The sequence below is a fragment of the Myxococcus faecalis genome (genome assembly GCF_050039385.1).
In the GTDB taxonomy this organism is placed as follows: domain Bacteria; phylum Myxococcota; class Myxococcia; order Myxococcales; family Myxococcaceae; genus Myxococcus; species Myxococcus fulvus.
This window is the reverse complement of sequence record NZ_CP144336.1, coordinates 8,176,298-8,189,624: the sequence shown is the minus strand read 5'-3', so window position 1 is coordinate 8,189,624 and position 13,327 is coordinate 8,176,298. Positions and strand designations below refer to the sequence as shown.

Annotated in this window: 16 protein-coding genes; 12 read left to right on the top strand and 4 right to left on the bottom strand. The window is 68.7% G+C overall.

Translation table 11 applies throughout. The annotated features are described in order from the left end of the window. Positions 1 to 97 precede the first annotated feature (97 nt). From aqpZ to VZQ01_RS33050, 4 genes are all read right to left on the bottom strand, one after another. Positions 98 to 931: an aquaporin Z gene (gene aqpZ / locus VZQ01_RS33065; protein WP_370640301.1), complete on the bottom strand. Its 834-nt coding sequence runs from the start codon at positions 929 to 931 to the stop codon at positions 98 to 100. A gap of 225 nt (positions 932 to 1,156) precedes the next feature. After that, positions 1,157 to 1,690 (bottom strand): hypoxanthine phosphoribosyltransferase, encoded by a 534-nt coding sequence (gene hpt, locus VZQ01_RS33060; RefSeq protein ID WP_223745560.1) that lies wholly within the window; start codon positions 1,688 to 1,690, stop codon positions 1,157 to 1,159. A 13-nt stretch (positions 1,691 to 1,703) separates the two neighbouring features. Further along, positions 1,704 to 2,519 carry a uracil phosphoribosyltransferase gene (locus VZQ01_RS33055; RefSeq protein ID WP_223745559.1) on the bottom strand — a complete coding sequence of 272 codons (816 nt, stop codon included), beginning with the start codon at positions 2,517 to 2,519 and terminating at the stop codon, positions 1,704 to 1,706. A gap of 49 nt (positions 2,520 to 2,568) precedes the next feature. Next, positions 2,569 to 3,168, bottom strand: a complete 600-nt coding sequence (locus VZQ01_RS33050) for a thymidine kinase (RefSeq protein ID WP_046715130.1) — start codon at positions 3,166 to 3,168, stop codon at positions 2,569 to 2,571. Positions 3,169 to 3,372: 204 nt separating this feature from the next. On the opposite strand from VZQ01_RS33050, the gene VZQ01_RS33045 reads away from it, so the two are divergent. The 12 genes from VZQ01_RS33045 to dnaB all read left to right on the top strand — a co-directional run bounded on the left by VZQ01_RS33045 (position 3,373) and on the right by dnaB (position 13,163). Next, positions 3,373 to 3,750: a DUF5658 family protein gene (locus tag VZQ01_RS33045; RefSeq protein ID WP_174816712.1), complete on the top strand. Its 378-nt coding sequence runs from the start codon at positions 3,373 to 3,375 to the stop codon at positions 3,748 to 3,750. A 134-nt stretch (positions 3,751 to 3,884) separates the two neighbouring features. Then, complete coding sequence (gene spoVG, locus VZQ01_RS33040) at positions 3,885 to 4,184, top strand: septation regulator SpoVG (RefSeq protein WP_046715132.1); 300 nt, start codon at positions 3,885 to 3,887, stop codon at positions 4,182 to 4,184. A gap of 45 nt (positions 4,185 to 4,229) precedes the next feature. Then, a complete protein-coding gene (locus VZQ01_RS33035) occupies positions 4,230 to 5,180 on the top strand; it encodes a ribose-phosphate pyrophosphokinase (RefSeq protein WP_046715133.1) in 951 nt (316 codons plus the stop codon). A gap of 179 nt (positions 5,181 to 5,359) precedes the next feature. Continuing rightward, on the top strand, positions 5,360 to 6,034 hold the full coding sequence (locus VZQ01_RS33030; protein ID WP_426745633.1) for a 50S ribosomal protein L25/general stress protein Ctc: 675 nt from the start codon (positions 5,360 to 5,362) through the stop codon (positions 6,032 to 6,034). Between the two features lie 72 nt (positions 6,035 to 6,106). Beyond that, positions 6,107 to 6,682, top strand: a complete 576-nt coding sequence (pth, locus tag VZQ01_RS33025; protein WP_267700166.1) for an aminoacyl-tRNA hydrolase — start codon at positions 6,107 to 6,109, stop codon at positions 6,680 to 6,682. 255 nt (positions 6,683 to 6,937) lie between these two features. Next, a complete protein-coding gene (gene rpsF, locus VZQ01_RS33020) occupies positions 6,938 to 7,414 on the top strand; it encodes a 30S ribosomal protein S6 (protein ID WP_046715136.1) in 477 nt (158 codons plus the stop codon). 50 nt (positions 7,415 to 7,464) lie between these two features. Continuing rightward, positions 7,465 to 7,857, top strand: coding sequence for a 30S ribosomal protein S18 (gene rpsR, locus VZQ01_RS33015; protein WP_046715137.1), 393 nt, complete (start codon positions 7,465 to 7,467; stop codon positions 7,855 to 7,857). A gap of 26 nt (positions 7,858 to 7,883) precedes the next feature. Then, complete coding sequence (gene rplI, locus VZQ01_RS33010; protein WP_046715138.1) at positions 7,884 to 8,327, top strand: 50S ribosomal protein L9; 444 nt, start codon at positions 7,884 to 7,886, stop codon at positions 8,325 to 8,327. Between the two features lie 177 nt (positions 8,328 to 8,504). Further along, the gene (locus VZQ01_RS33005; protein WP_426745632.1) at positions 8,505 to 9,677 is read left to right on the top strand and encodes an acyltransferase family protein; all 1,173 of its coding nucleotides are present in this window, start codon (positions 8,505 to 8,507) and stop codon (positions 9,675 to 9,677) included. Positions 9,678 to 9,687: 10 nt separating this feature from the next. Continuing rightward, positions 9,688 to 10,806: a sensor histidine kinase gene (locus VZQ01_RS33000; protein ID WP_267700164.1), complete on the top strand. Its 1,119-nt coding sequence runs from the start codon at positions 9,688 to 9,690 to the stop codon at positions 10,804 to 10,806. A gap of 115 nt (positions 10,807 to 10,921) precedes the next feature. After that, positions 10,922 to 11,692 carry a LytR/AlgR family response regulator transcription factor gene (locus VZQ01_RS32995; RefSeq protein ID WP_426745631.1) on the top strand — a complete coding sequence of 257 codons (771 nt, stop codon included), beginning with the start codon at positions 10,922 to 10,924 and terminating at the stop codon, positions 11,690 to 11,692. A gap of 100 nt (positions 11,693 to 11,792) precedes the next feature. Beyond that, the gene (dnaB, locus tag VZQ01_RS32990) at positions 11,793 to 13,163 is read left to right on the top strand and encodes a replicative DNA helicase (protein WP_046715141.1); all 1,371 of its coding nucleotides are present in this window, start codon (positions 11,793 to 11,795) and stop codon (positions 13,161 to 13,163) included. Positions 13,164 to 13,327 lie beyond the last annotated feature (164 nt).

The following is a 13,327-nucleotide window of genomic DNA, read 5'->3' as shown; positions in this document are numbered from 1 at the left end:
CGAGCCCCTCCCCCCACGAGCAAGGCCCGCCACCGTGAACCTCCCGGCGACGGGCCCTTGACTCAGCGACTCGCTGACGCGCACCGCGACTCCGGGCTCACACCGGCGAGCGCGTGCGGCTCCGGTCCTGCGCGATGCGCTCCGCCCGCTCGGCGTCCAGCGAGCGCTCCGCCGTGCGCGCCGAAATCTCCGCGGCCGGCGCGAACACGGAGCGGTACACCGCCGCCGCGAGCCCACCGCCCAACAGCGGTGCGATGATGAACATCCACAGCTGGCTGAGCGCCTGCCCGCCCGCGAACACCGCGGGCCCCAGGCTGCGCGCGGGGTTCACGGAGGTGTTCGTCACGGGGATTCCCACCAGGTGGATGAGCGTCAGCACCAGTCCAATCGCCAGCCCCGCGAAGCCCACCGGCGCCCGCGCGTCCGTCGCCCCCAGCACCGTCAGCACCAGCAGGAACGTCAGCGCCACCTCCGCCAGGAACGCCGCCCCCGCGCCATACCCTTCCGGGGACGCGATGCCGTACCCGTTGGAGCCCAGCCCCGCCACCGACGCCTGGTAGCCCCCGGGCACGCCCTTGGCGATGAGCAGCACCACGCCCGCCGCCAGCACCGCGCCCAGGCACTGCGCCACCACATAGCCCAGGATGTGCTTGGTCTCGAACTTGCCCGCCAGCGTCAGCCCCACCGTCACCGCCGGATTCACGTGGCAGCCGGAGATGGGGCCAATCGCATACACCATGGCCAGCAAGGACAGCCCGAAGGCGAACGACACGCCCAGGAAACCGATGCGGTCCCCCGCCAGCACGGCCGCTCCCACGCCGCCGAGCACCAGGACGAACGTCCCGATGAACTCGGCCAGGTACTTCCGCATCCCCTCATTCACCCCGGCTGACACCGCAGCCGGGGTCCTTCTGTCCGTCGGCGAACGCATGCGAATCCTCTCTCGCCGCGCTCCTGCCGGACACGGACACTCGCGCCCGGCGCCTCGCGGCGCCAGCAGTCCCAACCGGGACGCTGTGCACGCACGCTCCGGTGACAAAGCGCCACCCCGCTCCATGCTCGGAGACCAGTTGTCACGCGGAGCGCCCGAGGCGCCGCCACCCTCGAGCCGGCGGGAGGACGGGCCTCCTCCCACACGGCCGGGTCCCGCCTGGGCCTACTTGCCCTTCATCACGCCGATGAACGGCACGTTTCGCAGCTTCTCCGCGAAGTCCAGGCCGTAGCCGACGACGAAGAGGTCGTCGATGACGAAGCCCTTGTAGTCGATGTCGATCTTCGTGCGCGCCCGCGACGGCTTCTCCAGCAGCGAGCACAGCTTCAGCGACGCCGGGTGCCGCGCGCGGAGGTTCTCCAACAGGAAGCTCATGGTGAGCCCCGTGTCGATGATGTCCTCGATGATGAGCAGGTGCTTGCCCGCCATCGGCTTGCTGACGTCGGTGGTGATGCGCACCTCGCCCGTCGTCTCCGTTCCGCCCTGGTAGCTGGACACGCCCAGGAACTCCAGCGTGAGCGGGAGATCCACCGCGCGCGCCAGGTCCATGGCGAAGAACGTGGAGCCCTTCAACACACAGACGAGGGTGAGCTCCTTGCCCGCGTAGTCCCGGGTGATTTCGGCACCCAGCTCCTTCACGCGCGCCTGCAGCTTGTCCTCGGGAATCAGGACGCCGACTTCCTGCTCGTAGAACGCCAAGGTCTCCTCCGCGCTACACGTAGGCGTTGTTCATGATCTCCCCGAAGCCGCCGCCTCCGGGGACGATGTACTGCCTGTCATCCAGGCCCCGCTCCTTCTCCCAGAGCGCGCCCGGCGCCGTGCCGAACACCTCCGGCGGGGACAGCCCCCGGTCCAGCCGGAGCGCGTAGATGATGACGTCCGGGTGGTCCGTCGTCATGCGCCTGAGGTACTCCGGCGTGACGATGAGGTTCAGGGTGATGATGCGCCGGGGTGTGCCGGGCACCTTGTCTTTGTAAAGCGTGATGGCCGTGGACAGGCTGCCGCCCGTGGCGCCCATCGGGTCCGGGAAGAGCACGAACGCGTCATCCACGTCCCCGCCAATCTTCGCGCCGCCGATCTGCGAGCCCACCACGGCCTCGGCCGCGTCGATCATCCGGCTCATGATGATGTGGTCCTGACGCACCACCGACGGGTCCACCGTCGCGTTGAGCAGGTCGTACGTCACCTGCGACGGCAGCGTGCCCGCCCGCGCGATGTTCACCGTCACCACCCGCACTTGGGGGTCGATGACCTCGCCCTGGTAGAGCCCCTGCGGCGTGGAGTCGATCATCCGGGTGGGCAGGCTCACCATCTTCCGGGGGAACTCCGCGTTCACCACCGTCTTCACCAGGTCGATGTAGAGCGTCTCCACCAGCCGGTTGATCTGCGGCTGGATGACGCCCTTGGCGCACAGGGTGGCCAGCTGGGAGAGCAGGAACGGATTGCCCACCAGGTGGACGTTGGGTCCATAGTGGTGGGTCATCTCGTTCAGCTTGAAGGGCACGTTCGCGTACAGGGTGTCGCGCATCCGGTCGGTTCCTCTCGCGCCCGCGCCCCTCCGGGCGCCCACGCTGCTGTTAGTCGAACAACTCCAGCGTCTGCGGCGGCGTGCCCTCGGAGGGCTCCGGCACGTGACACTTGCGGCAGCGCGGCTCGTACGCGCCCGCGGCGCCCACCACCACCCGCTCACCACTGGACACGATGCGTTGGGAGCGATTGGCCGGATTCCCACACACCACGCAGATGGCCAGCTCCTTCGTCACGTACTCCGCGACGGCCATCAACTGCGGCATCGGCTCGAACGGGCGCCCCTGGTAGTCCTGGTCCAGCCCCGCGCAGATGACCCGCAGGCCCTTGTTGGCGAGCGCCTCCACCACCGCGACCACTTCGGTGCCGAAGAACTGCACCTCGTCGATGCCCACCACCTGCGTGTCGGGCGCCAACCGGTAAAAAATCTCTTCAGCCCGCTCCACCGGCGTGGACGTCACCCGGAGCTTGGAGTGGCTGACGACCGACGTCTCGTCGTACCGGTTGTCGATGCGGGGCTTGAACACCTGCACCTTCTGCTTGCCGTACACGGCACGCTGGACGCGGCGGATCAACTCCTCCGTCTTACCGGAGAACATCGAACCGCAGATGACCTCTATCCACCCGATATCTTTGGGGAATTGGTGCAAGTTAGCTCGCCTGGCCTGGGGGCGGAGGGGCGCGGATAGTCTGTCACCCCCCCGCTGGAGTCAACCGCCATCCGCGTGCCGTGACACGGCCCGCCACGTCCTCCCCGCCCGTCCGCCCGCCTGCCCCTCCACGCCGCCTTCGAGCGCTGGCAAGCCGCTTGAAAGGGAGTGGTCCGGACGCAGGCGTGGGCGGGGAGGTGGGGCGTGGCGACGACGACGGTGGAGCAGGTTCAGGGCGCAATCCAGGGTGGTCGGGCTTCCTTCTATGCGTCACCGGCGTCGGTGGCGCTGCTGATGCTCAACCTGATGGACGGGCTGTTCACGCTGCTGTTCCTGCAACTGGGCGTGGCGGAGGAGCTCAACCCGCTCATGCGCCTGGCCTACGAGCAGTCACCGATGTTCTTCATGTTCTCCAAGCTGCTCATCGTGAACGCGGGCCTGTGGCTCTTGTGCCTGCACCGCCGGCTGAGGGCCAGCCGCGTCGCCATCCGGGCGGGCGCCGTCGTGTACGGCATCATCGTGGTCTACCATCTGGCTTTTCTGACCCACCTGGTCCTGCACTGGCCGGGAGCCCTCGGGTAGTCCCGCTCGCGCCTGTCGGACTGTGAGCGAGTGGAACAATCGCAACACGAAGCCATCACCATACACTTGCATTTTGCACCCGGGATGTCCCAGGCTTCCCGCCAGCTCCGACCTTTCGGGTTCGGGGGGGGACCATGAACATCACCGACGTCCGGGTGTTTCCGGTCGAAGAGGACAAGCTCAAGGCGTACGTCACCATCACCCTGGATCACTGCTTCGTCATTCGCGACTTGAAGGTCATCCACGGCTCCTCGGGGCTGTTCATCGCGATGCCGGCGAAGAAGCGGAAAGATGGGACGTACAAGGATATAGCCCACCCGCTCAACGCGGATACGCGCAGTCAGATGGAGCGCGTCATCCTCATGGAGTACGAGCGGCACCTCCATCAGGCGCAAGCCGGGATGCTCGGTCCGATGCCAGCGGATCTCGACTAACGGCCTTCACATCGGCGCGTGTCCAGGTTAGTCAGCGGCTCCATCATGCAGCCGCGCGACTTCAAGATCTTCGCCGGGAGCTCGAATCCCGGCCTGGCTCACCGAATCTGCGAGTACCTCAAGCGTCCGCTCGGCAAGGCCGAGGTGGGTCGCTTCTCCGACGGTGAGATCCACGTCGAGATTGGAGAGAACGTCCGCGGTCACGACGTCTTCATCTTCCAGTCCACGTGCCCGCCGGCCAACGACCACCTGATGGAGATGCTCATCATGTGCGACGCCCTGAAGCGGGCGAGCGCGGGCTCCATCACGGCGGTGATTCCGTACTACGGGTACGCACGCCAGGACCGCAAGGTGGCGCCGCGCACGCCGATCACCGCCAAGCTCATCGCGGACCTGCTGGAGGTCGCGGGCGCCGAGCGCGTGGTGTCCATGGACATGCACGCCGGGCAGATCCAGGGCTTCTTCAACATCCCCTCGGACCACCTGTACGGCTCGCCGGTGTTCCTGGAGGACCTGCGCAAGCGCTTCCCGGAGTCGCAGGAGCTCGTCATCGTGTCGCCGGACGCCGGCGGCGTCGAGCGCGCGCGCGCCTACTCCAAGCGGCTGAACACGGGCCTGGCCATCATCGACAAGCGCCGCCCGCGCCCCAACGCCTCCGAGGTGATGAACCTCATCGGCGACGTCACGGGCAAGGACGCGGTGCTGGTGGACGACATGGTGGACACCGCCGGCACGCTCACCCAGGCGGCCGCGGCGCTCAAGGCCAAGGGCGCCCGCCGCGTGGTCGCCTACGCGGTGCACCCCATCCTCTCCGGCCCCGCCATCCAGCGCATCCAGGACTCGGTGCTGGAGGAGGTGGTGTTCACGGACACGGTGCCGCTGTCGCCCGCGGCCCTGGCCTGCTCGAAGATCCGCGTGCTCACCACCGAGCGCCTCTTCGGGGAAGCCATCGCCCGCATCCACCGGGCCGACTCGCTCAGCTCGCTGTTCGTCTGAGGAGACCGTCGCCCGGCCGTCGGGCGACTTGACTCCATGTCGGGGGGCTGGCATGTCCGGCCTCCTCCAACGGCCTCTTTCCATGGGCGCCGTCTTCGGGGCCCGCCACTGGGGCGGGATGCCGAGGGCGCCGGGGGTTGTTGGCAACCGTCGTTGCATCCCCCAACAAAGGTATTTCCATGTCCACCGACAAGAGCACCCTCGAGGCGAAGGCGCGTGAAGGTTCCGGCAAGGGCTTTGCCCGCCGTCTGCGCGGCCAGGGTCTGGTCCCCGCCGTGGTGTACGGCAAGCACCTGGAGAAGCCGGTGCACATCGCCGTGGACCCCAAGAGCGTGAAGGCGGCCATCAACACGCCGCACAAGTTCAACACGCTCATCCAGCTGAAGCTGGCCGGTGGCGACCAGCAGGTCCTCCTGAAGGACTACCAGATGGACCCCGTCACGCGTGAGATCCTGCACGTGGACTTCATCGGCGTGCGTGAGAACGAGCAGGTGAAGGTGAACGTGCCGCTCGTGCTGACGGGCAAGGCGCAGGGCGTGGCGGACGGTGGTCTGCTCACCCAGGCCCGCCGCGAGCTCGAGGTCTGGGCGCTGCCGAACGCCATCCCGGAGCGCATCGAGGTGGACGTGACGGCGATGAAGATCGCCGAGGCGCTGCACGTCAACGACATCAAGCTGCCGGCGGGCGTCTCCATCAAGACGAACGTCAACTACACCGTGGCGGTGCTGAGCGCGCCCGAGTCCGCCGAGGCGGCTCCGGCGGCGGCTGCGGCCCCCGCGGCGGCTCCGGCGGCGGCGAAGGCCGGCGACAAGGCGGCCCCCGCGGCGGCGGCCAAGGCTCCCGCGAAGAAGTAGTCCTCTTCCGGTGTACCCTGGACACGGGGCCGGCCTCGTCGGAGGCGGGCCCCGTTTCTTTTTGGAGTTCCCATGAAGCTCATCTGCGGGCTGGGCAACCCGGGGCGCGAGTACGAGCGGCACCGGCACAACATCGGGTTCATGGTGGTGGAGGCGATGCTGTCGCGCGCCCGCGCCGAGCTGAACCAGGAGAAGTTCGCCGCCAAGGTGGGCCAGGGGACGCTCGCGGGCGAGCGCGTGCTCTTCGTGGAGCCCCAGACGTTCATGAACCTGTCGGGCCGCTCGGTGGCCGAGGCGGCGCGGTTCTACAAAGTCCCGCCCGAGGACGTGCTCGTCATCCACGACGAGCTGGACCTGCCCATGGGGCGGCTGCAGCTCAAGGCGGGCGGCGGCTCGGGGGGCCACAACGGGCTCAAGAGCATCGTCTCGAGCCTGGGCTCGGAGGCCTTCATCCGGCTGCGCTTCGGCATCGACAAGCCGGAGGGCCCCAACGCCCGCGAGCGGGTGGCCGGCTACGTCCTGTCCAATTTCGACGACGGGGAGCGCCGCCAGCTGGAGGACCTCATCCCCCGGGCGCTGGACATGACGGAGTGCTGGGTGCGGGAGGGGCTGTCGGTGGCCATGAACCGGTTCAACCGGAAGGCCTGATCCACCCGGGAAGCGGCCGGGCGGGCTTTCCGGGTGCTTGACTTGCCCTGGGACGCCTCCTAGAAGGCCCGTTCGCTCGCTGGAGGCTGCTCTGGCGGGATGTTCTTTTCCAGCTTCCCGTGTTCTGCACGGGACGTAGCGCGAAGGTGACGGGCGCGCGGTTTCCCGTCCCCGGTGGTGGCCCTCCAGGCCGCTCGCCGTTTCCCCGCTCCTCGGATGGTCCGAGGGGCACTCGACCCCAAGGGGAGAGAAAACATGGCAGAGACGCAGGCCGCCAAGCGGCTTCGTGAGTACGAGACCATCTTCCTGGTCAAGCCGGACCTGACGGACGACAACGTGGACAAGCTCAAGGAGCGCGTCCGTGGCATCGTCGACCGCGAGGGTGGCAAGGTCCTCCGCTTCACGGTGTGGGGCAAGAAGAAGACCCTGTTCCCCGTGGCCAAGCAGCCCCGCGCCATCTACGTGCACGCCAGCTACCTGGGCGGCTCGAAGCTGGTGGCGGAGATCGAGCGCAACCTGAAGAACCTGGATGAGGTCACCCGCTACATCTCCGTGAAGAAGGCGGATGAGGTGGACCCCGACACGCGCCCGGTCCTCGAGGACCTGAAGCTGGCTGGCGACGTGGAGGAGACGCGTCCTGGGGCTCCCGCCGACCGCGAGGGTGGTTTCCGCGGCGATGGCGGCGAGGAGGCCGTTGGCGAGTCGGAGGAGGAGTCGTCCGAGGAGGCCTGAGCGCCACCCGGGACATTCTCTAGGGCCCTATCCAGGAAACGAGAAATTTCATGAGCAACGGTACGGACAGCAAGACGGGCGCGTCGTCGGGCGGCCGCAGTGGCGGCTTCGGCGGCGGTGGGCCGCGGGGTGACCGTGGTGGCGACCGCGGGGACCGTGGTGGCGACCGCGGTGATCGCGGCGGCGGCATGGGTGGTGACGACGAGAAGCGCGGCGGTGGCCGTGGCTTCGGTCGCAAGAAGGTCTGCCGCTTCTGCGCGGAGAAGGACGCTTCGGTGGACTTCAAGGACCAGGCGACGCTGAAGTACTTCGTCACCGAGCGCGGCAAGATCATCCCCCGCCGCATCTCCGGCAACTGCGCGAAGCACCAGCGCGAGGTGGCGACGGCCATCAAGCGCGCCCGTGGCATCGCGCTGCTCCCCTACAACGCGGTGGTCGGCTGAGCGCCGGTCCGCACAGGAGACTGAACATGAAGGTCATTCTGCGTGAGGACATCGAGAACCTCGGCAAGTCCGGGGAGCTCGTCACCGTGAAGGACGGCTTCGGCCGCAACTACCTCCTGCCGCGCAAGAAGGCGGTTCTGGCCAGCGAGCAGAACCTCCGTCAGCTCGAGCACGAGAAGGCGGTCATCACCGCCCGCAACGCCAAGCTGAAGGGCGCCGCGGAGGAGCAGGCGAAGAAGGTCGGCTCCATCAAGGTCACCATCAAGCGCAAGGTGGGCGAGCAGGACAAGCTGTTCGGCTCCGTCACGGCGCTGGACATCGCGGAGGCCGTCGCGGCCCAGGGCCAGACGGTGGACCGCCGCGCCATCCACCTGCCCGAGCCCATCAAGACGCTCGGCAACTACGAGGTGGAGCTGCGCCTGCACCGCGAGGTGACGGCGAAGATCAAGGTCGAGGTCGCCGCCGAGTAACGGCGCGTCGCCTTCACCCTCGTCGCATCGAAGAGGCCGTCCGGGGCAACCCGGGCGGCCTTTTCATTTCCGGCCCCCTGCCCTGTCCGGCTGGCGCCGTCGCCGGTCCGTCCCACGACAGACGCGTGGAGGGGCCAGCGCGGGGTGCGTATCCCGGTGGGGACAGGAGGCTCGCCCATGAGCACGCCCGCACCGACGACGTCTTCCGAAGCCCATCACCCGGACCTGGACTGGCTGCGCGTCGTGGCCATCCTCGTGCTGCACCTGTTCCACACGGGGATGATGTTCAACACGTGGGACTGGCACGTGAAGTCGCCCGTCGCGCTGCCGGTGTTGGAGCCGACGATGGAGGTGCTCCACCTGGTGCGCATGCCGCTGTTGATGGTCATCTCGGGCATCGGCACGGCGCTGGCGCTGCGGCGTCGCTCGACGGGGGTCTTCGCGGCGGACCGGGTGCGTCGGCTGCTGGTGCCGGTGCTCTTCGGGATGCTCGTCGTCGTCCCGCCGCAGATCTACGTGGAGCGCGTGCTCCAGGGGCAGTTCCAGGGGAGCTACGCGGACTTCTACCCCTCCGTGTTCCAGCTCGTGCCCTACCCTCGAGGCGGCAGCCTGAGCTGGCATCACCTGTGGTTCGTCGTCTACCTCTTCGTCTACTGCATGCTGGCGCTGCCGCTGTTCGCGTGGCTGGGCAGCACGCGCGCCCGCGCGTGGGTGGAGCGGCTGGAGGCGTGGCTGTGCCGGGGCCTGAACGTGCTGTGGCTGGTGGTGCCACTGGCGCTCAACGACGTGCTGCTGCACGGGCATCCGGTGACGCACGGCCTGTTCGATGACCCATTGACCTTCGGCCACTACGGACTGTTGTTCCTGGTGGGCCACCTGATGGGGCGGACGCCGCGCCTGTGGGACGCGCTGGTGGAGCGCAGGTGGGCGCTGCTGGGGCTGTCGGCCGTGCTCTTCGCGGTGATGGTGCCTCCGAACGAGTACCCGCGCGTTCCGGAGACGCTGGGCCGGGTGGCCTCGCAGTGGCTGTTCATCCTCACGGCGCTGGGCTGGGCGCGGCGCTCCATCACCACCTCGCGCCCGTGGCTGCGGCACGCGCGGGAACTCTCCTACCCGTTCTACATCGTCCACCAGACGGTCATCGTCGTGGTGGGCTTCGCGCTCTTGAGGTTGCCGGTGGGGCCGTGGGCGCTGTTCGGCTGCGTCCTCGTGGTGTCCTTCGTGCTCTCCTGGGGCTTGAGCGAGGGAGTCGCTCGCCTGCCCTGGCTGAGGCCGCTCTTCGGGCTGAAGGCCCGTGCGTCACGCCGGGTGCACGCACCGGGCGCGGCGGCTCCGGGGCATACTGCGTGACGAGGACCTCATGGACGCCCCCACCCTCGTGAAGCCCGCATGGCGCTGGCCACACCTCCGTGTCCGTCCGGTGCTCGTGACGCTGGGCCTCAGCCTGCTCATCGGCCTGTCGTATGGCACCGCGGTGCGGCTGGACCAGCTGGCCAACGGGCTCACCTCCCTGCCCGCGTCACGGGCCTACTTGTGGGAGCTCACCGGAGCGCTCTCCGGGTGGCTCGCGGCGCCCGTCATCCTGTTCGCGGCGCTCAATGCGCCGTCGCCCCGCGCATCGGGCTGGGTCCGCTTCGTGGGGCTGCACACGGTGTGCTTCGCGCTCTACACGACGGCGCACATCCTCTTCATGATGGGCTCGCGCCATCCGCTCTACGTGTTGCTCGGCTGGGGGCGGTACGACTACGGACCGCTGGGCTTCCGGCTGCCGATGGAGATGGTGAAGGACGTGCTCGTCTACGGGCTGACGGCGGCCTTCGTCATCCTGCTGGCCTCGTGGCGTGAGCGACAGGCTCGGGCCCTGCGCGCGGCGGAGCTGGAAGGCGAGCTGCGTTCCGCCCAGCTCCAGTCCCTCACCGGCCAGCTCCATCCGCACTTCCTCTTCAACTCGCTGCACACCATCAGCTCCGTCATGTACGAGGACCTGGCGCGCACGGACCGGCTGCTGAGTGATTTGGGGCAGCTGCTGCGCGCGAGCCTGGAGCGGGCCGAGCCCACGTGGACGCTGGCGGAGGAGCGGGCCCATGCGCAGCGCTTCATCGCGCTGCTGTCCGCGCGCTTCGGGGACCGCTTGAGGGTGAGCTGGAGCGTGGCGCCGGCCCTCGATTCGGCGCGGGTGCCCTGCTTCGCCCTGCAGACGCTGGTGGAGAACGCGGTGAAGCACAACCAGGACCGCCGCGAGCCGCTGGAGGTGCGAATCCGCGCTCGCGAGAGCGGTGGTGACTTGCGACTGGAGGTGGAGGACACCGGGCGAGGCTTCGGCGAGAGCTCACCTGCCTCGGGGCCGGGCGTGGGGCTCTCCCACCTGGAGCAGGCGCTGGCGCTGCTGCACGGTGGACGGGCCCGACTGGAGCGCGGACGCGGGCCCGAGGGCGGCGCACGCGTGGCGCTCACGCTGCCCCGGAGCGGCATGCCATGAGGACCCGCATGGGTGGTCGACGAGGCGCATGTTCCCGCGAGGCGAGGGAGTCGTCGCGCGGCGTGCCGACGGATGCCGCGAGCCGCGCCCGGACGAAGGGACGGAGCCTCACGCCATGACGACCTTCCGACTGCTCGTGGTGGATGACGAGGCGCCCGCCCGCGCGAAGGCGAAGCGCCTGCTCGAGCACGAGGCGCGCTTCACGCTGGTGGGCGTGGCGGAGGATGGAACGCAGGCGCTGGAGCGCATCGAGGCGCTCCGGCCGGACCTCGTCGTGCTCGACGTGCAGATGCCGGGGCTGACGGGCTTCGAGGTGCTCGATGCACTCGGCGCCGAGCCGGGCCCCGCCGTCATCTTCTCCACGGCCTATGACCACTTCGCGCTCCGGGCCTTCGAGGCCCACGCGGTGGACTACCTGCTCAAGCCCTACGACGGCGAGCGCTTCACCCGCGCCCTGGACAAGGCCCACGCCCAGCTCCTCGGCGGTAGGGGCGAAGCCGAGCGACTCCAGGCGCTGCTGCGCGAGGTGGCCATCGCGGCCCCCCGACGCGCGCTGGAGCGGCTGGTGGTGAAGTCCGGCGAGGCCTGGGTGCCGCTGCGCCTGGAGGAGGTGTGGCGCCTGTCCTCCGAGGACAAGTACGTGCGCGTCCACACGGCCGGCGGCGAGCACCTGGTCCGCCAGAGCCTCCGCGCCCTGGAGGAGCGCCTGGACCCGGAGCGCTTCGTGCGCATCCACCGGGGCGACATCATCAACCTGGAGGCCGTGGCCCGGCTGGAGCCCTGGACGCACGGCGATGGCATCCTCGTGCTGAAGAACGGCACGACGGTGGTCCTCAGCCGTACGTGGCGTGAAGCCTTCCTGCGGCGCTGGGGCTTGGAGGGGTGACCTGGTGGGGTGGAGGACGCCTTGTGCCCACCCGTTGCTACAGGTCTGTGGCGGAAAAATAGGGAGATGTCAGAGCCGCCTGTAGAGTGGGCGGGCAGCCATGGAGAACTCCCTCGACGTCAGAGATGGGCGAAAGGTCCACGAGGACCTCGCCGCCGAGCGCGCGGTCCTAGGGTCCGTGCTCGCCGACAACTCACTCATCGCCGCGGTGGGCGAAGTCGTCCACGCGGACGACTTCTCCAGCCCGGCGCACGCCCAGATCTTCGCGGCGATGATCCGCCTGGACGGCCAGAGCAAGCAGGTCGACCACCTGACGCTGGCGGAGGAGCTGAAGGTCCTCGGGCAGCTCGTCGCCGTGGGTGGCCCCGCGTACCTGATGCGGCTGGACCAGGTCGTCCCCCTGGCCTCCAACGCCGTCCAGTACGCGAACATCGTCAAGGACCAGGCGCTGCGGCGCCGGCTCGCGAACGTGGGCCGGGAGATTCAAGAGCTCGCCAGCCAGGAGACGGGCGAGCTGGAGGTGCTGCTCGACGAGGCCGAGCGCAAGGTGTTCCTCCTCGCAGAGAAGAAGCGCGAAGGAGATCTGCGTCCGGTCAGCGAGCTGATGGAGCAGACGCTCGACCTGCTCGACAAGATGAAGTCGGCGGCGACGGGCATCACCGGCCTGTCGACCGGCTACATCGACCTGGACAACCAGCTCACGGGCCTGCACGCCGGCGAGCTCATCATCCTCGCGGCCCGTCCGGGTGTCGGCAAGACGTCGTTCGCCATGAACATGGCGGTGCACGCGGCGCTCAAGGACAACAAGGCCGTCGGCATCTTCAGCCTGGAAATGCCCGCCGACCAGTTGCTCATGCGTCTGCTCGCGTCCACCGCGCGGGTGGACATGAAGAAGCTGCGTGGCGGCCGGCTCTCTCCGCATGACGAGGAGAAGTTCCAGGAGATGGCGGGCGCGCTCTACAACGCGCCCATCTACATCGACGACTCCGGCGGTCTGTCGCCGTTCGACTTGCGCGCGAAGGCGCGGCGCGTGAAGCAGAAGGACCCGCGCCTGTCGCTCCTCATCATCGACTACCTCCAGCTCATGCATCAGAAGGGCAAGGTGGAGAGCCGTCAGTTGGAGGTCGCCGAAATCTCCCGTGCCCTCAAGCAGCTGGCCAAGGAGCTGGAGGTGCCCATCATCGCCCTCAGTCAGCTCAGCCGTAAGGTCGAGGAGCGCAAGGGCGGCAAGCCCATGCTGTCGGACCTGCGTGAGTCCGGCTCCATCGAGCAGGACGCCGACGTGGTGATGTTCATCCACCGTGAAGAGGTGGAGGAAGGCGGCGAGGCTCCGCCCCCGTCCACGGGCGCCACCACCGTCATCCCCGTCGAGCTCATCATCGCCAAGCAGCGCAACGGCCCCATCGGCGAAATCCCGCTGGTGTTCCTCGCCGAGTACACCCGCTTCGAGAGCCGCAGCCGCGGCGAGTAGGTCCCCGCCCGGACCTCGGGCGGAGCCGCACTCACGACGGCTCATGGCGCCGCGGGGCTCGGCGCCGCTGCGCGAGTCGCGCAGCCAGTGAGTGCGTGATGACGCCCTGGGCCGCGCACCGCAGCCAGCGCGGTCCGAGGAGCGACCCTACGCACGGTCCGGCT